The 21685-nt window shown below is 59.8% G+C and carries 18 protein-coding genes; 7 read left to right on the top strand and 11 right to left on the bottom strand.

Annotated elements, in window-relative coordinates; all coding sequences use genetic code 11:
• Positions 1-5: 5 nt before the first annotated feature.
• Complete coding sequence (gene recC / locus GYM47_RS12310) at positions 6-3569, bottom strand: exodeoxyribonuclease V subunit gamma (RefSeq protein WP_153843783.1); 3564 nt, start codon at positions 3567-3569, stop codon at positions 6-8.
• Between the two features lie 134 nt (positions 3570-3703).
• On the opposite strand from recC, the gene ilvD reads away from it, so the two are divergent.
• Together ilvD and chrA are read left to right on the top strand one after the other, a co-directional pair.
• Positions 3704-5389, top strand: a complete 1686-nt coding sequence (gene ilvD / locus GYM47_RS12305) for a dihydroxy-acid dehydratase (protein WP_153843782.1) — start codon at positions 3704-3706, stop codon at positions 5387-5389.
• Positions 5390-5476: 87 nt separating this feature from the next.
• Positions 5477-6673, top strand: a complete 1197-nt coding sequence (gene chrA, locus GYM47_RS12300; protein WP_153843781.1) for a chromate efflux transporter — start codon at positions 5477-5479, stop codon at positions 6671-6673.
• Between the two features lie 52 nt (positions 6674-6725).
• Here the strand turns inward: chrA and GYM47_RS12295 are convergent, their stop codons facing one another.
• Positions 6726-6998 carry an XRE family transcriptional regulator gene (locus GYM47_RS12295; protein WP_153843780.1) on the bottom strand — a complete coding sequence of 91 codons (273 nt, stop codon included), beginning with the start codon at positions 6996-6998 and terminating at the stop codon, positions 6726-6728.
• A 216-nt stretch (positions 6999-7214) separates the two neighbouring features.
• Here GYM47_RS12295 and purE point away from each other — a divergent pair, with 216 nt between their 5' ends.
• The 4 genes from purE to GYM47_RS12275 all read left to right on the top strand — a co-directional run bounded on the left by purE (position 7215) and on the right by GYM47_RS12275 (position 12545).
• Entirely contained in the window at positions 7215-7730 is a 516-nt protein-coding gene (gene purE / locus GYM47_RS12290; RefSeq protein ID WP_139526746.1) for a 5-(carboxyamino)imidazole ribonucleotide mutase, read from the top strand.
• A gap of 33 nt (positions 7731-7763) precedes the next feature.
• A complete protein-coding gene (locus GYM47_RS12285; protein ID WP_153843779.1) occupies positions 7764-8894 on the top strand; it encodes a 5-(carboxyamino)imidazole ribonucleotide synthase in 1131 nt (376 codons plus the stop codon).
• A gap of 223 nt (positions 8895-9117) precedes the next feature.
• A complete protein-coding gene (locus tag GYM47_RS12280) occupies positions 9118-10716 on the top strand; it encodes a diguanylate cyclase domain-containing protein (protein ID WP_153843778.1) in 1599 nt (532 codons plus the stop codon).
• Positions 10717-10919: 203 nt separating this feature from the next.
• Positions 10920-12545, top strand: coding sequence for a diguanylate cyclase domain-containing protein (locus GYM47_RS12275; RefSeq protein WP_153843777.1), 1626 nt, complete (start codon positions 10920-10922; stop codon positions 12543-12545).
• Here the strand turns inward: GYM47_RS12275 and GYM47_RS12270 are convergent.
• The 9 genes from GYM47_RS12270 to GYM47_RS12230 all read right to left on the bottom strand — a co-directional run bounded on the left by GYM47_RS12270 (position 12523) and on the right by GYM47_RS12230 (position 20795).
• Complete coding sequence (locus GYM47_RS12270) at positions 12523-13347, bottom strand: TraX family protein (protein ID WP_153843776.1); 825 nt, start codon at positions 13345-13347, stop codon at positions 12523-12525. The genes GYM47_RS12275 and GYM47_RS12270 overlap by 23 nt on opposite strands.
• A gap of 75 nt (positions 13348-13422) precedes the next feature.
• Positions 13423-14568 (bottom strand): beta-aspartyl-peptidase, encoded by a 1146-nt coding sequence (gene iadA / locus GYM47_RS12265; RefSeq protein ID WP_153843775.1) that lies wholly within the window; start codon positions 14566-14568, stop codon positions 13423-13425.
• Positions 14569-14657: 89 nt separating this feature from the next.
• Entirely contained in the window at positions 14658-15455 is a 798-nt protein-coding gene (locus GYM47_RS12260; RefSeq protein ID WP_139526758.1) for a transporter substrate-binding domain-containing protein, read from the bottom strand.
• 334 nt (positions 15456-15789) lie between these two features.
• Positions 15790-16560: a transporter substrate-binding domain-containing protein gene (locus tag GYM47_RS12255; RefSeq protein WP_139526760.1), complete on the bottom strand. Its 771-nt coding sequence runs from the start codon at positions 16558-16560 to the stop codon at positions 15790-15792.
• A gap of 135 nt (positions 16561-16695) precedes the next feature.
• The gene (locus GYM47_RS12250; RefSeq protein WP_139526762.1) at positions 16696-17427 is read right to left on the bottom strand and encodes an ABC transporter permease; all 732 of its coding nucleotides are present in this window, start codon (positions 17425-17427) and stop codon (positions 16696-16698) included.
• Position 17428: 1 nt separating this feature from the next.
• On the bottom strand, positions 17429-18130 hold the full coding sequence (locus tag GYM47_RS12245) for an ABC transporter permease (RefSeq protein WP_058577210.1): 702 nt from the start codon (positions 18128-18130) through the stop codon (positions 17429-17431).
• Between the two features lie 19 nt (positions 18131-18149).
• Entirely contained in the window at positions 18150-18920 is a 771-nt protein-coding gene (locus GYM47_RS12240; protein ID WP_139526764.1) for an ABC transporter ATP-binding protein, read from the bottom strand.
• A 243-nt stretch (positions 18921-19163) separates the two neighbouring features.
• The gene (locus GYM47_RS12235) at positions 19164-20150 is read right to left on the bottom strand and encodes a succinylglutamate desuccinylase (protein WP_153843774.1); all 987 of its coding nucleotides are present in this window, start codon (positions 20148-20150) and stop codon (positions 19164-19166) included.
• A gap of 204 nt (positions 20151-20354) precedes the next feature.
• A complete protein-coding gene (locus GYM47_RS12230; protein WP_139526768.1) occupies positions 20355-20795 on the bottom strand; it encodes a hemerythrin domain-containing protein in 441 nt (146 codons plus the stop codon).
• 229 nt (positions 20796-21024) lie between these two features.
• Between GYM47_RS12230 and wrbA the strand changes: the two genes are divergently transcribed.
• Entirely contained in the window at positions 21025-21624 is a 600-nt protein-coding gene (wrbA, locus tag GYM47_RS12225; RefSeq protein ID WP_153843773.1) for an NAD(P)H:quinone oxidoreductase, read from the top strand.
• Positions 21625-21685: the final 61 nt, after the last annotated feature.

Genomic DNA, 21685 nt, shown 5'->3' with positions numbered 1-21685 from the left:
TGGCTTTACTCCTTTTTGCCCTTAACAGCGAAAAAGAGCGGTGCGTAAAGTGATTCGGTCAGTGTGGCAAAAGTATGTCCGTTGGCCTGCTCGAAAAACAGCCGCTCGAATCGGGGCCATTGGTGGCCTAGATAGGCGCTTTGCGCTACTTCCCCGGTCACTTTGTAGCCGCCTTCATAGGCGGCTTCGGCGGCGGCGTAGGCGTCGCTCTCTCGTCCTTTCTCTTGTGCCATGTCCGGCGTGCCTTGCTTGGCCAGCCAGGCAAAACCGGCCTGTGGGGATAGCGGCAGCGGGGTTTGCAGGCCCGATTGCCACGCGGCGAGCTGGGTTTCTAGGTGCTGGCGTGCGGTCTCGGCATCCATCGGCTCCAGCGTGACGTGTCCGGCTTTGGAAAGTAGCCGGGTGGTCATCGGGCCGTTGAGGTTGCCTGCCAAGTGGGCGACCCAGGGGCGCAGCAGGTGGCTCCAGCGGTATTGGCCGCGCCCGCTGCCCTGGCTAATCAGGCTGCTGCTGAGCAGCAGCAGGCGGCAGCGCTGGCCTTCCTCATCCTGGCGCAGCTCGCCCAAAGGCTCTTCCAGCGTTAGGCCGTGGGCTTGGAAGTGAATCATGGTGTCGGGCAGGAGATGCGGCCATGCGTCTAGCGCCTCTTCGTAGGCGTTGAACAATTCCTCCATGGGGTCGGCGAGTGCCGCGCGCATGCGTTCGCCGAACGCGCCCATGGCTAGTACGCCTTGGCCTTGAAAGCGCTCTAGCGCCTCGTGCAATGCCTCGATACGCGGCTGGCCGTGATCCACCGCCTGGCGCTGGGCGGCAATCAATTGGTCTTGGAGCTGCCAATTTTGCAGGCCATCCAGCGCGAAGGGCTCGGCATCCAGTTCGGCCATTGCCTCCTGCTCGAAATAGACCCCCAACCGGGTATTGAAGAAGCTGCGCACCGGCTCGCGCAGAAAGCCGCCCAACTGCGCCAGCGAGAGGCTGGTGGGGGCGTTTTCCGGCGCGGGTAGCATGCGCTCCACCGCAGGCGGCGTGCGGGGGGCGTGCACTTCCCGCCATTCGTGGGCGTAGGTGAACAGGCGGCCCGCCGGGTGGTTGAAGTAAGCGCGGCTGAACGGCTGCAGCGGGTGTTCGGTGGTGAGACTTTCCAGCAGCGGAGCGCCGGTGTGCGTTTGCCAGCCAGCCTCCAGGTGGTCGCGCAACTGGCCCACCAGTACCGAGGGGGGCAGCGGGGAGTTGTCGATCTGGCTGCGGCCCATCCAGCTGATGTAGAGCTGGTCCCGGGCGGAGAGCAGCGCTTCGAGAAACAGGTAGCGGTCGTCTTCCCGGCGGGAACGGTCGCCGGGACGGTAGTCGCTGCCCATCAGGTCGAAATCCAGCGGTGGCTGGGAGCGGGGATAGTCGCCGTCGTTCATGCCCAGCAGGCACACCCGCTTGAAGGGGATGGCGCGCATGGGCATCAGCGTGGCGAAGTTGACCGCCCCGGCCAAAAAGCGCTGGGAAAGGCTGTGTTCATCGATTTGTGCCAGCCAGTGTTCGCGCACCATGGAGAGCGGCAGCGGGTCGTCGAGTTCTGCTTCCTGGCTGCTTTCCAGCATCTGCTGCAAGCCGTTTTCCAGCTTGGTGAGCATGATGCTTTCCTGGGCATCGTCGGTGAGGAAGAAGGTTTCCAGCAGCGCCCGCAGCCGCGCGACCCAAGTGGCGGCATCGGTGGGTTGGCAGAAGGTTTCCCAGGTGGCGTCGAGTTTTTCAAGCAGCGTGGCCAGTGGCCCTGCCAGGCCCGCTTCCAAGCCGCCAATATCATCAAAGGGCTCGATGCCTTGCCAGGCGTGGCCGTCGCCCACGGTGTAGCCCAGCAGCAGGCGGCGCAGGCCGAAGGCCCAGGTGTTTTGGCTCAGCCCGCCGGGCAGCTCCAGCCGCTGGCGCTGCTGGGCGTTCAGCCCCCAGCGGATGCCCGCGCCTTCCATCCAGCGCTCCAGTACTGGCAAGTCGCGCTCTTCTAGGCCAAAGCGCTGGCGCAGGGCGGGTACATCCAGCAGGTCGAGTAAATCGCTCACCGACAGGCGCAGCTCCGGCAGCCGTAGCAGCTTTTCCAGCGCAATCATCAGCGGCAGGCGGTGGCGGCTGGCTTGGTCGGAGAGCGTATAGGGAATATGCCGCGGGTCGTCGGTGGGCAGCTGGCCAAATACTGCTTCAATGTGCGGCGCGTAGCGGTCGATATCCGGCACCATGACGATGATGTCGCGCGGGCGCAGGGCGGGGTCGGCGCTGAAGGCGGCCAGCAGCTGGTCGTGGAGAATCTCCACTTCCCGCTGGGGGCCGTGGGCGATATGGAACACGATGGAGTCGTCGTGCTCGGGCAGTGCGGGCCAGTGGCCTTGGGTTTCTGCCACCGGGCGTAGCTCGCGGATATCGTCTTGCAGTTGGCTGAGCAGGCAGTGGCGCTCCTCGCCGCTGAACGGCTCGAACATATCGATGCGCAGCGCCTGCTGCTCGAAAAGCGTTTGGTAGTTGCCCGCGTCGTCGTGCTCATCGAGTAGGCGGAGGTAGTCGCGGCCCTGCTTGCCCCAGGCGGCCAGCAGCGGCTGGGCGTGCAGGTGCAGGGCGTCATCGGCATCGCCGGTGCCTAGTACGTCCAGCGTGTCAGGCATGCCGGTTTTGCGCCGCTGACGATAACGCTGGGCGCGTAGCAGGTCTTTGTGCTCGATGATGTCCGCCCAGTAGAACTGGCAGGGGTTGTGCACGCACAGCACGATTTGGCAGCAGCGGGAGAGCGCTGCCAGGGCTTCCAGGGTTTGTTGGGGCAGCGACGAAATACCGAAAATGATCAGCCGACGGGGCAGCCCCGGCGGGCAGGCTTGGCCCTCTAACTTTTCGGTGGCTTTCAAGAAGCGCTGGTGTACCTGGGCGCGGCTGCTGTTCAGCCCGGCCTCGCCTTGGGTGGCGGCCACATCGTCACGCAGGATGCGCCACAGCGAAGGCTGCCAGCGCTGATGCTCTTCCAATGGGCGGTGCTCGCCTTTGGCAGTAATCAGCACATCGTGGCCGTTGGCCCAGGCGTCCAGCCAGTCGGCGCGGTACACTTGGTACTGGTCGAACAGGTCTGCTAGCCGCTCGGCCAACTGGTAATGCTTGCGCTGGTCGCGGTCGGTTTCTAGAAACTGCGCCAGCGGCTCGAACACTGGTTGCCCGGCCAACGTAGGCAGCAGGCGCAGTAGCCGCCAGACCAAGCGCGACTTGTCGAACGGCGAGGTTTCCGGCACGGCATCGGCGTGTTGGGAAACGTGGGTAAGCACCGTGCGGTAGGCCTGCCATAAAAACCGCGCGGGCAGCATGACGTCCAGCGCCGCCGCAATGCCCGCACCGCCGTTCTTAGGGTCTTCCGCTAACGCCAGCTTTAGCCACTGCCCAATACCATTGCTCTGCACCAGAATGGTTTCGTTCTCTAGCGGCCCCAGCGGGTGCAGCCGCATCCACTCCACTGCCAGCCCGCGTAAATCCTCCAGGCGATTGGCGTGCACCACCATAAACCCGGGCGTCAGCGAGGTGGGGGAGAACAAGGCATTGGCATGCATACGGCGGCGTTCCTTCACGGCAATCGGCGTTACGGGGTGCGGTGACGCTATGGTGCCATAAGTTAAGTACCTTGCGGGATGTAAGATATATCGCCAAGCTGTGGCCTCTGCCATGCAATGAAGAGGAGTCCGTGATGACCGAGCCGACCAATCATAGTACCCGCCGCCACTCTGCCCCGGTGGTGGATGGCCCCGGTAAAGCGGCTAGCCGCGCCATGCTGCGCGCCGTGGGCTTCAACGATGACGATTTTCGAAAGCCCCAAGTAGGTATCGCGTCCACCTGGAGCATGGTGACGCCGTGCAATAGCCACATTGGTGAGTTGGCGGAGCTCGCCCGCGATGGGGCTGATGCCGCAGGCGGCAAAGGCGTGGTGTTCAATACCATCACCATTTCTGATGGCATTGCCAACGGCACCGAAGGCATGAAGTACTCGCTGGTCTCGCGGGAGGTGATTGCCGATTCCATCGAAACCGTGGCGGGCTGCGAAGGGTTCGATGGCCTGGTGGCGATTGGCGGCTGCGATAAGAACATGCCGGGCTGCGTGATGGGGCTGGCACGGCTCGACCGCCCCAGCGTGTTCGTTTATGGCGGCACCATCATGCCCGGCAAGGGCCACACCGATATCGTCTCGGTGTTCGAGGCGATGGGCGCCCATTCCCGTGGCGACATCGACCTGATCGAGCTGAAAAACATCGAAGAGACGGCGATTCCCGGCCCTGGCTCCTGTGGGGGCATGTACACCGCCAACACCATGGCCTCGGCCATCGAGGCGCTGGGCATGAGCCTGCCGGGCAGCTCGGCGCAGAACGCGATTTCCCAAGAGAAGCGCGACGACTGCAAAGCTGCAGGCGAAGCCGTGTTGGCGCTGCTGGCTCAAGACATCAAGCCTTCCGATATCATGACCCGCGAAGCGTTCGAGAACGCCGTGACCGTGGTGATTGCCCTGGGTGGCTCCACCAACGCGGTGCTGCACTTGATCGGCATGGCGCGCACCATCGGCGTCGAGCTGACCCTGGCCGATTTCACCGAGATCGGTAAGCGCGTGCCGGTACTGGCCGACCTGCGCCCCAGCGGCCACTACATGATGAGCGAGCTGGTGGCGATTGGCGGTATTCAGCCGCTGATGAAAATTCTGCTGGACGCTGGACTGCTCAACGGCAACTGCTTGACCGTGACCGGTAAAACGCTGGCGGAAAACCTCGCCGATGTCGAGCCCTACCCGATGGATCAGCAGATCATCGCGCCGCTGGGTAATCCGATCAAAGCCGAAAGCCACCTGCGTATTCTGTTCGGTAATCTAGCGCCGGAAGGGGCGGTGGCGAAAATCACCGGCAAAGAGGGCACCCGCTTTAGCGGCTCGGCGCGGGTGTTTGGCTCGGAAGAGGAAGCCCAGGCGCGTATCAACGATGGCACCGTGGTGGCGGGCGACGTGGTGGTGATCCGCTACGAAGGCCCGAAGGGCGGCCCCGGCATGCGCGAGATGCTCACGCCCACCTCAGCCATCATGGGGCGTGGCTTGGGTAACGACGTGGCGCTGATTACCGATGGTCGCTTCTCGGGCGGCAGTCACGGGTTCGTGGTGGGGCATGTCTCGCCGGAAGCGTTCGACGGCGGCCCGCTGGCGCTGGTCGAAGATGGCGACCCCATTACCATCGATGCCGAAGCCGATACCATCGACGTGCACATCAGCGATGACGAGATGATGCGCCGCCGCGCGGCCTGGCAGCAGCCTACGCCTCGCTATACCCGCGGCGTGCTGGCCAAGTACGCGCGGCTGGTCAGTTCGGCAAGCACGGGGGCCGTCACCGACCAAGAGTAACCTGTCCGGTTAGGCTGTCACTAAGTCGTCAAGCGCAAGGCGTACCCTCAACGCTTTGCGCTTTTTAATGAGTAAACGGTGGGCATGATGGCGGTAGAAAATAAGATTCGAGGACGCGCTAGCGAGGTTTTTTGGGCGTTTTTAGCGCTGGGGCTGACGTCGTTTGGCGGGCCGGTGGCGCACCTGGGCTATTTTCGCACGGCCTTCGTTGAACGCCGCCAGTGGCTCAGCGAGCAGGCGTACGCCGATTTGGTCGCGCTGTGCCAGTTTTTACCGGGTCCCGCCAGCAGCCAGGTGGGCTTTGCCTTAGGGTTGATGCGTGCTGGCCCCTGGGGAGCCGCGCTGGCGTGGCTGGCGTTTACACTGCCCTCGGCCATCGTGTTGGTGCTGTTTGCACTGGGTGCCGCCGTGCTGGAGGGCCGGGTGGCCAGCGGCATCATTCACGGCTTGAAAATCGTCGCGGTGGCCATCGTGGCCCACGCGGTGTGGGGCATGGCGCGCAACCTCTGCCCGGATAAAACTCGCACGGGCATTGCCTTGGCGGCGGTGTTTGCGGTGGTAGTGGTCACCGGGCCGCTGGGTCAGGTGGCGGCGATCGTGTTGGGCAGCGCGGCGGGCTTGCTGCTGTGCCGCGACAGCACGGCATCGGCGTCCAGCGAATCGCTGCACTTCCCGGTGTCGCGCCGAGCGGGCACGTTAGCGTTGGCGCTGTTCGCCATTCTGTTGGTGCTCTTACCGCTGTTAGCCGGAAGCGCCGGTTGGTTGAACGTGGTCGATGCCTTCTACCGCTCAGGGGCGCTGGTATTTGGCGGCGGCCATGTGGTGCTGCCGCTGCTGGAAGCGGAAGTGGTGCAATCGGGTTGGGTCACGGCGGATGCGTTTTTGGCGGGTTACGGCGCGGCACAAGCGGTGCCGGGGCCGCTGTTTACGTTTGCGGCGTATTTGGGAGCGCTGCTGCCGGGCATCCCTAGTTTGGTGGGTGCGCTGTTAGCACTGCTAGCGATTTTTGTGCCGGGGTTTTTGCTGCTGGTCGGCGTGCTGCCCTTTTGGAATCAGTTCCGTCAGTGGAGAAGCGCTCAAGCGCTGATGCGCGGTGCCAACGCTGCGGTGGTGGGGATTTTAGGCGCGGCGCTCTATCAGCCGGTGTGGACCAGTGCCATCGTGGGGCCTTACGCGTTCGTGCTGGCATTGACGGGCTTTCTGCTGCTCTCCGTGTGGAAGCTGCCTGCTTGGCTCGTCGTCATTCTGGTGGCGCTGGGCGGCGTGATGATTCCGCCCCTGTAATCGGGGCGGGAAGATACTCAAAGAGGGTATCGAGCGGGAGGTGGCGTGGCTACTATGGCGTCTCCGGCTCTAACGTGCGACGCAGGACATTCAGTTCGTCGATGTCCAGATGCTCGAGCCTTCCGGCGAGCAGGTCGCTGATCTTTTGAACGGGTAAGCCAGCCCGGCGGGCGATTTCACGGCTCCCCAGATCTGATACGGCGATCAGGCGGGTAATGATGCGCATAAGGCGCGTACGTTTTTCAAGTTCCCTGACATCGAGGTCAGGGCTGCTTCGCGGAGGATCCATCGCTTCTGCGTGAGCAGTCGAGTATGCCGTACTCATGTGACTCCATCAGTCTGAAATGACAAACACACAATGCCGCCAACTCACGCGGTTTTCAATGCCTAATTCGAGGAAAATTTCACACGCCTCACCACGCCCGCAAACGCCCGTGGCTCTGGTAAACTATGCGCCTTCCTAATTCTGAGTGAGCCGCGCTTTGCACGGCTTATGGACTGCTTTCTAGCTTATGTTAGGCCGTTGGCCGAGGAGTTTTGCATGTCGAACAGCGCACCCAAAGTGGGCGTGATCATGGGGTCGAAGTCCGATTGGCCGGTCATGGAGCACGCGGTGGCGATGTTGGAGCGGCTGGGCGTTCCCTACGAGACTCGCGTGGTGTCGGCGCATCGCACGCCTGACTTGCTGTTCGATTATGCCAAAAGCGCTGCCGAGCGCGGCTTGCAAGTCATCGTGGCCGGTGCCGGTGGAGCGGCTCATTTGCCTGGCATGGTGGCATCACAAACGGCGCTGCCGGTACTCGGCGTGCCGGTGGAGTCCAAAGCGCTGAAAGGCCTGGACTCACTGCTCTCGATTGCGCAAATGCCGGGCGGTATTGCCGTGGGGACGCTGGCCATCGGCAAAGCGGGGGCCACCAATGCTGGCCTGCTGGCGGCTCAAATCGTTGGCCTGCACGACAGCGCCGTGCGCGACGCCGTAGATGCCTTCCGTGCCGAACAGACGCAGATGGTGCTTGACAACCCCGATCCGCGCCCCGAAGCGGACCAAGCCCAATAGGTAGCCCTCATGAGCGGACAGAGTGCAAACCGTATGATTGCAAAAAACATTGGTGTTCTTGGGGCGGGTCAGCTCGGCCGTATGCTGGCGCTGGCAGGCTATCCGCTGGGCAATACCTTCACGTTTTTGGATACCACCGGTAACCCCAGCGCGGGCATCGGTGAGGTGATCGTCGACCCTGATAACCAGCACTTGGCGGCGTTCCTCGAGAAGGTCGACGTGGTCACCTACGAGTTCGAGCACCTGCCCGTGGCGCTGGTCCAGCAGATCGAGCAGCACAAGCCGGTGTATCCCGGCAGTCGCGCCATTGCGGTGTGCCAGAACCGAGTAGAAGAGAAGGCGCTGTTCGACCGCTTAGGTATTCCCACGCCCGCCTACCGCGTGGTGGAAAGTGCTGAGCAGCTCGCCGCCGCCGCCGCCGAGCTGGGCTGCCCGGTGGTAGCCAAGTCGGTCACCGAAGGCTACGACGGCAAAGGGCAAGCGGTGCTGAAAGCGCCAGAGCAGGCCCAAGAGGCGTGGGAGGCCATTGGCCATTCACAGCTCATCGTCGAGGCGTTCGTCGATTTCGTTCGCGAAGTTTCGATGATTGCCGTGCGCGGCCGCGATGGGGAGGTGGTGTTCTACCCCATGGCCGAAAACCAACACGTGGGCGGCATTCTGCGCTACTCCGTGGCGCCGCTACCGGATTTGGACGCCAGCGTTCAGCAGACGGCCGACAGCTATATTCGTGCGCTGCTTGACGAGCTGGATTACGTTGGCGTGTTGGCGCTGGAGCTGTTCCAAACCCGCGACGGCAGCCTGTTGGCCAACGAAATGGCCCCGCGAGTGCATAATTCTGGCCACTGGACGATGGATGGCGCCGTCACCAGCCAGTTCGAGAACCATCTGCGGGCAGTGCAAGGTTTGCCATTAGGCGCAACGAACGCCACTGCGCCCACTTGCATGGTGAACGTCATCGGCTTGGAAGGCGACAATGCTGCGCTGCTGGCCATGGCCGACACGCATCTACACCGCTATGACAAGGAAGAGCGCCCTGGGCGTAAGCTGGCGCATGTCAACGTCGTGGCCGCCACCCACGCCGAGCTGTTAGAGAAAGTGCGTGCTTGCCAAGCATTGATTCCCGATGCGCCTCCCGTGGCGTGGAGTTTCGAATCCATGCTATAGGGATTCCTACAGGTCGACCCCTCGCCTTTTACTACTTCACCTCCATCGTTGGATGCCCCAGCGATGGAGGTGAATTTTTGTGACAAGGACTCCTCAAACGACGCCACCATGATACAAGGACCATGTCGTTTGGATGTCGCCACCGTTCACCCACGAATGCGTGAAAGGCATTACCTATGTGAAAGGTCGCTCTCCGTATCACTGAACGTATGGTGTCTTGCCCATGATAACGTCTTCAGGCTTGCCCAGTGATTTTCCTCAACCATGCTCGGTAGACACCATGCGTTTACGCAGCGAAAAAGTGCGCCTTCTTTACGCCAACATCTGGCAGCCTGTGTCAGCAGGCATTTTAGGTGCTCTCGTATTAGCGGCCGTCATGCGAAACGTAATTGATACGGCACATGTAGTGATGTGGTTTATCGTCCTTTTGGCCGTGTCTGCCTGGCGGTTGTGTGACGCCCGTCGTTTTTTGCAGTCGTCGCTGGAAGAGCAGGCAAAGGCCCAGTGGCTGTGGCGATTCGCTCTGGGAGCGCTGGTGGCGGGGTGCACATGGGGCGGCGGTGGCGTCTTGATGTTTCAGGGTGAGCAAACGGATTATGTGGCTTTTCTCGTGATTGTGCTGTCAGGCGTGGCAGCGGGTAGCGTTACGATGCTTTCGGCTGTGTGGTGGGTGGCCGTATGCTTCATCATCCCGATTAGCTTGCCCTTGCAAGTGCTGCTACTGCTCTCGCCAGCGCCGACCCAGCAGGCTATCGGTGGGTTGATTATTGTGTTTGTCGGTTTGTTGATTCTTACCAGCCGACGCCTGGGACAAGTCATTCACGATAATATTTCGCTACGCATGAGCATGGCCGATCGAGAAGCAAAATTGCTTGAGAGCGAAAATCGCTACCGCTCCATCTTTCAAAACTCACCGCTGGGCGTGCTTCACTTCGATGAAGACGGCAAGGTGACGGACTGCAATAGCAAGCTGCCGGTGATCCTGGGCGTTGATCGTCGTTGCATCGTGGGCCATGACTTGCTTGTGCCTTCCGCAGACCCCCGGGTGGCCGACAGCGTCAGGGATGCGATTGAAAAAGGGGCGGGTTACTACGAAGGCACGTACCACCTCCCCAACACCCAAAAAAAGACGCCACTGCGTGCTTTTTTTAACGGTGTGCACGGCATGGACAATCGCATTATTGGTGGGGTGGCCATTATCGAGGACTTCACCGAGCGTAAACGCAGCGAAGAGATCATTTATCGCCAAGCCTATTACGATGCGCTCACGGATTTGCCCAATCGGCGTCTGTTCATCGAACGGCTGGAATCGCTCGATACCCACACGATCGACCAAAAGCGCAGCGGGTTGGTTCTGTTTCTAGACATGGACCGCTTCAAGTTGATCAACGACACCCTGGGGCATGCGGCTGGGGATGCATTGCTGGTGCAGGTCGCGCGACGCTTGGAGTCTTGCCTACGCGACGGCGATATGGCCGCACGGTTAAGTGGCGATGAATTTGTTTTGCTGGCCCTGTTTGACGAAGAGAACGCGAGCCAAACGGACGCTCTTGCCGAGCAGTACATGGCCCGCGTTCAGCAGGCGCTGTCAGGGAAATACTGGTTGGAAAACCGCTTGGTCGATGTTACCCCGAGTATGGGGTACACCTGCTTTGATACGGCGGCCTATAACCATGTCGACGTGCTCAAGCAGGCCGATATCGCCATGTATCAGGCCAAATCCGAAGGCCGTGCGCGGCTGCGTCGCTATCAGCCGTGGATGAGTGATGAGGTCAACAGGCGTGTTAGCGAACAATCTTCCCATGTGGCCCCGCGCCGCTAGATCTCTAGGGCATGAAGCGATCCAGGCAGTCCTGATGGGCTGACGTCATCGCCCTCTTTTCGTAAGGCAAGCCGCTTAATAACGCGGCTTTTTTATTGTCGGCGGCTACTCCTTAATAGCGCGTAAACGTGCTAAAACAGGTGTATTAAAAACAACCTAACCAATAAGATTGGCGTCAAGCCGACTAAAAACAGGGAGTTTGTATGTCGCCCCCCACCCCCCTTGCCGCCACGGCAACGGCCTCTGGGCTGCGCAGTGGTTATCAGCGTGATCACCACATTACGTTGCAGCGTTTGCGCGGTGAAAAAGTGCGCTTGCTTTACGACAACTTATGGCAACCGGTGTTGAGCAGTGTACTGGCAGGTGGGCTGCTGGTGGCGGCCATGTGGCCCGTAGTGGACACCCCACTGCTGTTGGGGTGGTTTGTGTCACTGGCATTGATTTCTACCGTAAGGTTACTGCTGGCGCAGCGGTTCAAACGGTTGCCCGCTCTCCAGCAACAGCGTCGACGGTGGTTGCATTGGTTTGCCATGGGGGCCATTGCGTCAGGCTGTGTTTGGGGAGCTTCCGGCGTGCTGCTGTTCAGCCATGACCATCCTGGCCAAATCGCTGCGCTATCGATCGTGCTGGCTGGCATTGCGGCAGGCGGTGTGACGACGCTCTCGTCGGTATGGTGGATTGCCATTGGCTTCGTGCTTCCCATTCTATTGCCGCTTAAGCTGCAGTTTCTGCTGCAAGGCTCGCCACTATCGATTTTGATTGGCTTGATGTTAGTGCTGTTTTTAGGGTTGATCATGGCGACCAGCCGACGTTTTAGCCGGACCATCCATGACAATATCGCTCTGCGGGTGAGCATGGGGGCCCGCGAAGCACAGCTCAAGGAGAGCGAAAATCGCTATCGCTCCATTTTTCAGCACTCGCCGCTAGGCGTTCTGCACTTTGATGAGCAGGGCCAGATCACCGACTGCAATAGCAAGCTGCTGGATATACTGGGCGTGGAGCGCTCGAACCTGCTCGGCTACCGTATGCTGGATCGCTCTGCCGACCGTGATGTGGCGCAAGCGGTGAAGGATGCGCTGGAAAAAGGCACCGGCTATTACGAAGGCACGTATCGACTGCCCAAAGCCAATGAGGGAACGCCGCTGAGGGCGTTTTTCAATGGGGTTCACAGTGCTAGCGATCAAATGATAGGTGGTGTGGCGATCATCGAGGACTTCACTGAACGAAAGCGCAGCGAGGCGATCATCTATCGCCAAGCCTACTACGACGCGCTGACCGATTTGCCCAATCGACGGCTGTTCATCGAGCGTCTGGAGGCGCTATGCCGAGAGCCAGAGAGCGGCCAACGCGGAGGCTTGGTGATGTTCCTGGACATGGACCGCTTCAAGTTGATTAACGATACGCTTGGCCACGCAGCGGGCGATGATTTGCTCGTACAGGTCGCGCGCCGTTTGGAGTCCTGCCTACACGACCAGGATATGGCTGCCCGTCTGAGCGGCGATGAGTTTGTGCTGTTGGCACTGTTCGATGTGTCGGAGAGCGAGGCACTCGACCTTGCCGCTGCCCGCTATATGGCGACCGTACAGCAGGCGTTGGCCGGTCAGTACCGCCTAGAGAGCCGCTGGGTCGAGGTCACCCCGAGCATGGGCTATACCTGTTTCAATGCCGCTGACTGTGACCACGCAGATGTGCTCAAGCAGGCGGATACCGCGATGTATCAAGCCAAGACCGAGGGCCGAGCGCGGCTTCGCCGCTACCAGCCCTGGATGCGTGATGACGTGAACAAGCGCGTCGCCGAGCAGGCATCTACCCCGCCAATTGACCGCTAAGCAGAAGCCACAGGGCAATGAGGGCGAAGTGCCCTGGGTACCACGCCAGCCATAAACGTCGGGGCATGGCCAGCGCCACCGGCGGCACTCGCTGGGCTGCGCCTGCGGCGAGCATCAGGACCAGCACGCACGTGGCGACGGTGAACGATTTGGCCATGTCGGAGGCGTTCATTTGCCCGGCAATCCACAGTACGGGAAATGCCGCGAGCCCCGCCCATAGGCGTGATTTCAGCGCATCCCCTGTGTCACTGAGCGCCTGCATCGCAAACATGAACAGCGGAATCAGCAGCAGGCCGTTGTGGCCATACTCCACCCAAAATCCCAATAGATACCACACCGTAACGCCGACGGCAGCGCCTAACATGAGCCAACCAAAGCCTAACGTTTGCTGTTGATAGTGCTGCCAGCCTTGCCGTACCAGCGCTCCTAGTGCCAACCCGCTGGCCAACGTAAAACAGACGTTCAAAATGAACGCATCGGACGCGCGGGGCATCATCATGTAGGGAATTTGCGCAACGAGCCCAATGATCAGAATGCGTCGCGAATAGCGAAGTGGGTTGCGGGTATTGAACAGGCCGTGCCACGCCACCATGGCGGCAAAGAGGGGGAACGCAATGCGCCCAATCGAGGAACCCGCCCAGCTCAAATCCCAATCACCCGGAAGCACGTAGCGGGTGAGGTGATCCACGGTCATGGTGAACAGCGCTAGCCACTGTCCCCATGCGGTCCAGTGGGAGGAGGGACGAAACGCGCTTGTCGTCTCCTGATGGGGCGTTGCGGGGCCCGCCGTCGTTTCAGCCATGCTACCTCCTTGTATGTGGTGGGGTGATAGTAAAGACCCGGTTTGGCTGAGCAAGTTCGCCGGAGGGCGTGACACTTAGCTGGCGCTGAAAATGGGTTTGCCCAGTGCCCAGACCTGGTCGATGGCCCAGTGATTTTCGCTTAGTACGATGAAATCTGCGTCCGAACCCGTCTGTAAGCGGCCTTTGCGGGGCAGTTTGAGCGTATCGGCGGCGGTGGTCGACGCGCAGCGTAGCGCGTGCTCCATGTTGATCTGATGCTCATTGACGCACTCGCCCAGCACCTCGAATAGACTGCTGAGTTTACCGGGTTTCAAGCCAATAAACCGGTGTTGATCATCAAATTCCGGCAGCGAGGCGTTGGCATCGGAGGAGAGACTGAGTTGGCCGGGCTCGATCCGCGCTTTCAGCGCCCGAGCCACTGCCTCGGAGGCAGGCACTTCACCACCGGCCAGCAGCTCGGGCGTGGTGCTGGTGGTGAAGTCGATGCGCCCGCCTTCACGGGCAAAGCGCAGGCCATCTTCGAACAGCGCGGCAGTGCGGTTTATGTGAGTGGGGTAGAACTGCGTCAGCGGGATGGCGCTGTTTTTGGCGACTTGGCGCAGCGGCTCCAAGTGGGTGTCGGCGTCGCCGGTGTGAATGAAGACGATGCCTGATTTCCCTGCGAGCAGCCCGGCGGTGCGGGCGTCGGAGGCTAGCCGCGTTAACTCTTGGGTAGTGGGTTGGGAGCCGCGATGGTCACTAATCGCGACTTCACCCACGCCGATGAACTCAGGAATGTAGAGAATATCGCTGGCTACCGAACCAGTCAGCGTAACGGGGGGGAGTTGGTAAGAGCCAGTGTAGGCGTAAGTGCTCAGCCCGCCAGCGGCCAGCTCCCGCGCTTTGCCAATCAGGTTGGCTGGGGTGCGGGTAAGTGCATCGGTGCCTAGCGCGCCCACCAGCGTGGTCACCCCGGAGGCACAGGCGTCTTCCAGGCTGAGTTCGGCGGTGCGGTTGCCAAAGCCGCCTTCACCGCCACCGCCGATGTAGTGCACCAGCGGGTCGACGAACCCTGGAATCACGCGGCGCCCTTCCAGGTCCACCGTACGAATCAGCGTGCCCAATTGATACGTTTCATCGGCATTCAGCACGGCGGCAACGCGTTGGTCGGCGATCAGCAGGTGGCACAGCCCAAGCGGTTCGGGGGCAAAGAGTTGGGCATTCTTTACAAGTGTCAGCATGGAGTTCCCTGGAGAGTCATCAGAAACGATAAGCGCCGACCAGAGGCCGGCGCTCGTAGTGGTAGCGTCAGGCTATTCGAACAGCGCGCTTATAAACGTACATCGTAGTTGAAGTAGCGGTTCATGATCTCATCATAAGTGCCGTTCTCCTTGAGCGCGTGCAGAGCCTCGTTGAAGCGTTCGGCCAGGGCTTCATCGCGGGGGCGAAACGCCATCCCCACACCTTGGCCAAAAATCTCCTCGGGCTGCTTGATGAAGTCGCTGATGCGCTGGAAATCGCTCTCTGGCGTGTCGATATCGATGGTGGCTTCGGCGATGGGGTAGTCCATGAAGGTGAGGTCCAGGCGGCCCGCCATCAGGTCGGTGACCACATCGTCCGCACCGGTATAGCGACGGATCTCCAAGACATCGCCGTAAAGCTGAGTGACGTAGTTGTCCTGCAACGTCGCTCGCTGCACGCCAACGGTCAAGCCTTCCAGGCTGGCACGATCTTCGATATCGATCTCTTTATCACGGGTGGTGATCCAGGCGCTGGGCGTGGTGTAGTACGCCTCGGAGAACAGCACCCGCTGGGCGCGCTCGTCGGTGATCGCCATGGAGGACATGATGGCGTCGTAGTTACGCGCCAGCAGTCCCGGAATGATGCCGTCCCAGTCTTGCTCGACCCATGTACAGGTGACCTCCATGTAGGCGCAGGCAGCGTTGCCGAGCTCGATTTCGAAACCGGTGAGCGTGCCGTCGGCCTCGCGGTACATGAAGGGTTCGTAAGGGACATCGACGCCGAGTCGAATCTCGTCATAATCCCGGGCAAAGGCGCCAGTGGATGCCAATGAAAGTGAAACACCAGCCGCAAGAACAGCGGCCACGGACAGCGTTGCATAACGCATAGTCAGTCTCCTGAAGCGATTTTTAGTAGGTAGGTCGATGCTGCTGTATGCCAACCGCCTTAGGGCGGCTATTGCATGGGGTGCGCTAAGCGCAGGAGTGCCGTGCGCCTTACACGCAGGGCAATATGCACGCACAGGGGCGTGCCTTGGCACGGGCGTGCCAAAAGGGGAGGGCTATTCGTCGAACCATTCGCTCAGGTAGAAACGGGCGATGTTGCCACGGGTACCTGGGCGAAGCGCGTGCAGCGCGGGGGATAAGAGGAGGCGTGAGGGCATGTTGGCGTCTCGCTTGCGAACCTCCCCAAGTGGGGAGGCTCGCTCAAGCAGCTAGCGCTTACTCTTCGCCGAAATAACGGGCGTAGATCTCATCGTAGGTGCCGTCTTCTTTGAGCTCCGCCAGAGCTTCGTTGAACTGCTCGGCTAGCGCTTCGTCACGCTGACGGAAGGCGATACCGAAACCGTCGCCGAAGTACTCTTTCGGCTCGCTGATACGCTCACCCACTACGACATATTCGGCTTCATCGCTTTCGAGCAGCGTGGACTGGCCGATCGGGAAGTCGAGGAAGACGATATCCAGACGCTGTGCTTCCATGTCCAGCACCATGTCGTCGGCGGTGGAGTAGCGGCTGATGTCAGCGACGCTACTGAAGTTATCGGTGACGTAGTTATCCTGTAGGGTGCCGCGCTGAACGCCAATGGTTTTGCCTGCCAGGGTCTCTTCGTTGGCTTCGCTGATGTCCAGGCTGCTCGGAGCGAACCAGGCAGACGGCATGGTGATGTAGGGGTCTGAGAACAGTACCTGCTGACGGCGTTCGTCGTTGATGGTCATGGAGGACATGATCGCATCGTAGTTGCGTGACATCAGGCCTGGAATGATACCGTCCCACTCCTGCTCGACCCATTCACAGGTAACACCGATACGCTCGCATAGGGCGTTGCCCAGGTCGATGTCGAAGCCGGTCAGTTCACCTTCAGCGGTGCGGTATTCCATGGGCTCGTAGGGAACGTCGACGCCGATACGGACGTTGTCGTAATCGCGCGCGTGAGCAGAAGATGCTGCAGCGACGGCCAAGCCCAGCAGAGAAACAGTCAGTAGTTTTTTCATTTTTAGACTCCAAAAGAAGCAGGTTCACCCAAGGTGATCCCCCTTAACGTACCCCAGGTTGAGGTTGGCGAAAAGGGGGAGTCTGCATTTGAACCAACGTTTGTTTTACGCTGGCGCGTGTTGTCTTTGTTTTGGTTAGGTGGTTTGTGGCTGCAGGTGGGCCAGCAGCTTTTTCTCTAAGAAGCGGAAAAAATACAAGATCGCGAAGGTCAAACAGAGATAGATGGCTGCGACGAATAGGAACGCATCGAAGGGCGCATAAAAGCGCGCATACACGAAGCGTGCCGCACCGGTCAGATCCATCAACGTCACCACACTGGCAATGGCGCTGGCATGCAGCATGAATATGACTTCGTTGCCGTAGGCTGGCAGCGCGCGTCGAAAGGCGCTGGGCAGAATGATCCGCCGCATCATCAAACGTTGCGACATGCCATAGGCCCGTGCGGCCTCTATTTCGCCTTTCGACGTTGCCTTGATGGCACCACGGAAAATTTCGGTGGTATAGGCGGCCGTGTTCAGCGTAAAGGCAATCAGCGCGGGGTAAAACGCTTCGCGCAGCACCGGCCACAGAAAGGTTTCTTGAATGCCGTCGATAAATACGACGCCGTAGTAAATGATGTAGAGCTGGATCAACAGCGGCGTTCCGCGAAACACGTAGGTATACAGATAGACTGGCAGGCTGATCCATTTGTGCCTGGAGCTACGCATGATGGCCAGCGGTACCGCTAGGATGAGCCCGGCCACCAGCGAGAGAAAGACCAATTGTGTGGTGGTCACCAATCCTTCCCAGTAGTAGCCGAGGGTCGTCGGTGTGAAAATCAGGTTGTCCGCTAGTAGGTCGTTGAACCATGCAGAGATATCTAACATGTCACTGCCCCCCAAAGCCGATGTCGTAACGTTTTTGTAGGCGCGCAAAGATCCACTCGGAGACGCTGGCAATGAGCAGGTAGGCCACCGCGACGGGGATCAAAAACACGAAGGGCTCGTGGGTCGCGCGGGAGGCTTCGGCGGCTACTCGGACCATGTCGGTCAGGCCGATTACCGAGACCAGCGCGGTGGTTTTGAGCAGTACCATCCAGTTATTGGAAAGGCCGGGCAGGGCGTGGCGCATCATTTGGGGGAAGCGAATGCGACGAAACACCAAACCACTGCTCATGCCGTAGGCTTTGCCTGCCTCTATCTGGCCGTTATCCACTGCCATGAACGCCCCACGAAAGGTTTCGCCCATGTAGGCACCGAAGATAAAGCCGATGGTCAGTACGCCTGCGGCAAAGGCATTGAAATTGATATAAATGTCGATGTCGTAGTTGTAATACAGCATGTCGCTGATGGCGTTGACGCCGATCTGGCCGCCGAAGAACAGCAGCATCATCAGCACTAGGTCCGGCACACCGCGAATCACCGTGGTGTAAACGGTGGCGGTGCGACGTAACAGCCAGTTACGCGACATCTTGGCGCTGGCCGTCAGCAGCCCTAGGAGGATGGCCAAGATCAGCGATAGAACGGCCAGTTGAACGGTGACGCCCGCCCCTTCGATCAGGCGGGGGCCGTAACCTTGCAAATCGAGCATGGTGTGCGTGCCTCGCGGATCAGTATTTGGGCGCTAGAAACTGCTTCAAGCGCGGTGACTGCGGATTACCCAGCACCTCGTTCGGCGCCCCGGCTTCTTCTACCAAGCCTTGGTGCAGGTAGATCACTTTGCTGGACACGTCGCGGGCAAAGCTCATCTCGTGGGTGACCACGACCATGGTGCGTCCTTCATTGGCTAAGTCACGCATGACTTTCAGCACGTCGCCGACCAACTCCGGGTCCAGTGCCGAGGTGGGCTCGTCGAACAGCATGACTTCCGGGTCCATGGCGAGCGCCCGTGCAATGGCACCGCGCTGCTGCTGGCCGCCGGACATTTGTGCCGGGTAGGCATTGGCGCGAGCGCTCAGCCCTACGCGATCCAGCAGCGCATGGGCATGCTCGATTGCCTCTTTTTTGGGCTTGCCGAGCACGTGGATCGGCGCTTCGATGATGTTTTCCAGCAGCGTCATGTGTGCCCATAGATTGAAGCTTTGGAAGACCATCGAGAGCTTGGCACGCATCTGCACCACCTGTTTCCAGTCGGCGGGCTCACGGCCGTGTTTGGTGGTTTTAAAACGAATTTGTTCGCCGTGGACGTAGAGCTCTCCATCGTCGGGCTGTTCAAGCAGGTTCATGCAGCGCAGGAAGGTGCTTTTGCCCGACCCTGAGGCGCCAATGAGGGTGATGACGTCACCTTTTTGGGCTTCCAGGGAGAGACCTTTGAGAACTTCCGTATCGCCAAAGCGCTTTTTAATATTGCGCACTTCAAGGGGAGTAGGCGTAGCGGCCATAACGTAGGCTCCAGTACAGGGTTGCCGCAGCAGCAACAAATGAATTTGTCGTGCGTGTGTGCGGCTGGCGCGAAAAAAGGGGCGATTCTATCAGGACTGCGCCAAATGCGCGTACTTTATCAGGACGACATTGGTCTTGGTACGTGGCGATGTGTCCTGACGGCCCCTTCACGTTGTTGTTATAAAAAAAGACGTCGTTATGAAAAGTACGTTTTCATCGTCAAGCAGTAGCGCAAGTGTCCGTCAGGTAATGGCATGACTGGGCACCACCAACAGTGCCGCACGAGCGCCTATGTCGACGTGGGCATTGGGGAACACCACATGTAATGGTGTCTTCTCCACGATGAAATCACCCGCTACCCCATCTTTGGCGAGGCAGGTGCCGGGCTCGAAACGGCTGAAATTGGGTACGTCATCGTCGAAGCAGAGCGTAAAGTCCTCCGCTTGGCGCATCAGCTCGTGCTGTACTTTAAAAAAGGCCATGTTATCTGCGGGCTTTGTCGGCGGCGGATAACCTGAGCTGAGTGAGCCCAAGAGCGTCAGCATTGGCGCCAGGGGAGCCATATCATTGTCACCAAACGGGGCAACCCGACCCAGTTCGAACGTAAACGCTTGGGCGTGATGATAGTGCTTACTGTAGTGGGAGAACGTCCAACTGTGCTGATGTTGGTGGAGCACGGCCTGCATATCGGCTCCGGCCAGCCACTGCCACTGCTGCGCATCGGTGGCGGCGAGGGCGTAGGGTTCGACGACGAAGCGGGTATACAAACTGTCCCGAATCGCCGTGTGCAGATCGTAGTGCAGTTTCGGCAGCGCATGGTGGCGGGCGAAGAACGTATCTACTGCTTCCATTAACGCTCGCGCTCGGTCGGGTTCGGCCCCCCGCTCGTCCAGATCGCGTTTGAACAGCCGGTTGAGGTTGGTGGCAATGAAGCGTTTGTGCGCTTTTAACGCGGGAATGTTACCCAAGATCACCAGCACCGGCGCGCCTAACTGCAGCGTGCTGGCTTCCAAAGCGCTCAGCCAATCACCGAGCAGTTCCACCGGGGCGGTTTCGTTACCGTGTATCGCCGCAGAAAATACACAGGCGCGTGCCTCTGGGCGCAGAATGTTAGGGGTGAGCTCTAGAATACCTGGCCCGTGAAGATGGTAAGTGCCGCTTGGGAAGCGGCCGATGCGCGGGGAGGGGCGTTCCTCGTCGAGCGTCCAGTCGAGCCATTGGCCTAGCATGAAAGTGTCCTTGAGCATGGGCATTTGCTTTTTTATCGTTCCTACCTTTACCCACGCCCGTAGCTGTCCACAAGGGGAGGCGTCGTTCGCGTGAAAATGGCGGGTGGGATGATGAAAGTTGCCGGTACAAAAAAGCGCTCATGGCCCTTTGCCACAAGCGCTTTGATCACCGACGCTCTTGCGTCTGTCGCACACTAAGGACGTTTAGTCTGCTCGCTGTCGCCGCATTTCTTCCTGATACTCTTTGGCCAGAGAGGATTTCTGGTTCTCTTGGAGGCCGCGGCCTGCCAGTTGAAAAACTTCCTGCTCCTCTTCGTCCAAGTGATGCGTCACCAAGTGTTGAAGCTGCTTAGCGTGAGTGAGCCAGTGGCTGGCGCTATAGTCGGTGTCGTCCAGCAGTTCGATCAGCTCGTCGATCTCATGATGCTCCGCCACGCTGTGGCGCGCTTTTTCTTGGGTGAGATCGATGTCCATCATGGGGATGTAAAGCGCTCTCTCTTCCGCGTTGGCGTGGTATTTCAGTTCGGCGCGTACCTGTTGATAGAGGGTATCGCGCTCTTCACTATCGCCATGGGTCTCTACCAAGCGGGCCAGCAGGTCTCGCTGGATGTCGTGATCTTTGCGAAGTGCTTCGAAAATCGTCATGCCGGACTCCTTGGCGTTATACGTGAATGAAACATACCGTAAATACGATACAAGAAAAATTAGTGCCGAAGTGGCAAAAGCGCAAGGTCGGCACGTCGATGAAATCGATGCGGAGCATCGAAAACATTCGCTTTTCTCTACGTTTGACTAGGCTATGGTTTAGTGAGTTTTCATTGCCCTCGACGGGCAACCTGTCCAATGCTCGAATGCAAGTCCAAAGGAGTGCGTTATGACGAAGGTACTGGTGCTGTATTACTCCATGTATGGCCATATCGATACACTGGCTGCCGCGGTGGCCGAAGGCGCTAAGGGAGTGGACGGTGTCGAAGTGACGGTAAAACGTGTGCCTGAAACCATGCCGGAGGAGGCGTTCAAAAACGCTGGCGGCAAGCAGGACTTCACCACGCCGGAAGCCACACCTCAGGAGTTGTCGGATTACGATGCCATCATCTTCGGCACGCCGACGCGCTTTGGCAACATGGCGGGTCAGATGCGCACCTTCCTCGATCAAACCGGCGGCCTGTGGGCCAACGGCGCGCTGCGCGGCAAAGTGGCGAGCGTGTTCACGTCGACCGGCACTGGCGGCGGCGATGAGATGACCATTACCTCTACCTGGACCACGTTGGCCCACCACGGCATGGTCATCGTGCCCATTGGCTACGGCATCGAAGAGCAGTTCGATATTTCGAAAGTCAGCGGCGGTACGCCCTATGGCGCTGCGACGCTGGCCGGTGGTGATGGTTCCCGCCAGCCGGATGACCGCGAGCTGAAAATTGCCCGCTTCCAGGGCAAACATGTCGCTGAGATTGCTGCCAAACTGGCAAACTAATCGACGCTTGAAACGCACAACGCCTCGCTGCCAGCGAGGCGTTGTTCGTTAACGAACGCTT

It is taken from the genome of Vreelandella piezotolerans, from assembly GCF_012427705.1.
Taxonomy (GTDB): Bacteria; Pseudomonadota; Gammaproteobacteria; order Pseudomonadales; family Halomonadaceae; genus Vreelandella; species Vreelandella piezotolerans.
This window is presented reverse-complemented; position numbering and strand designations above follow the sequence as displayed.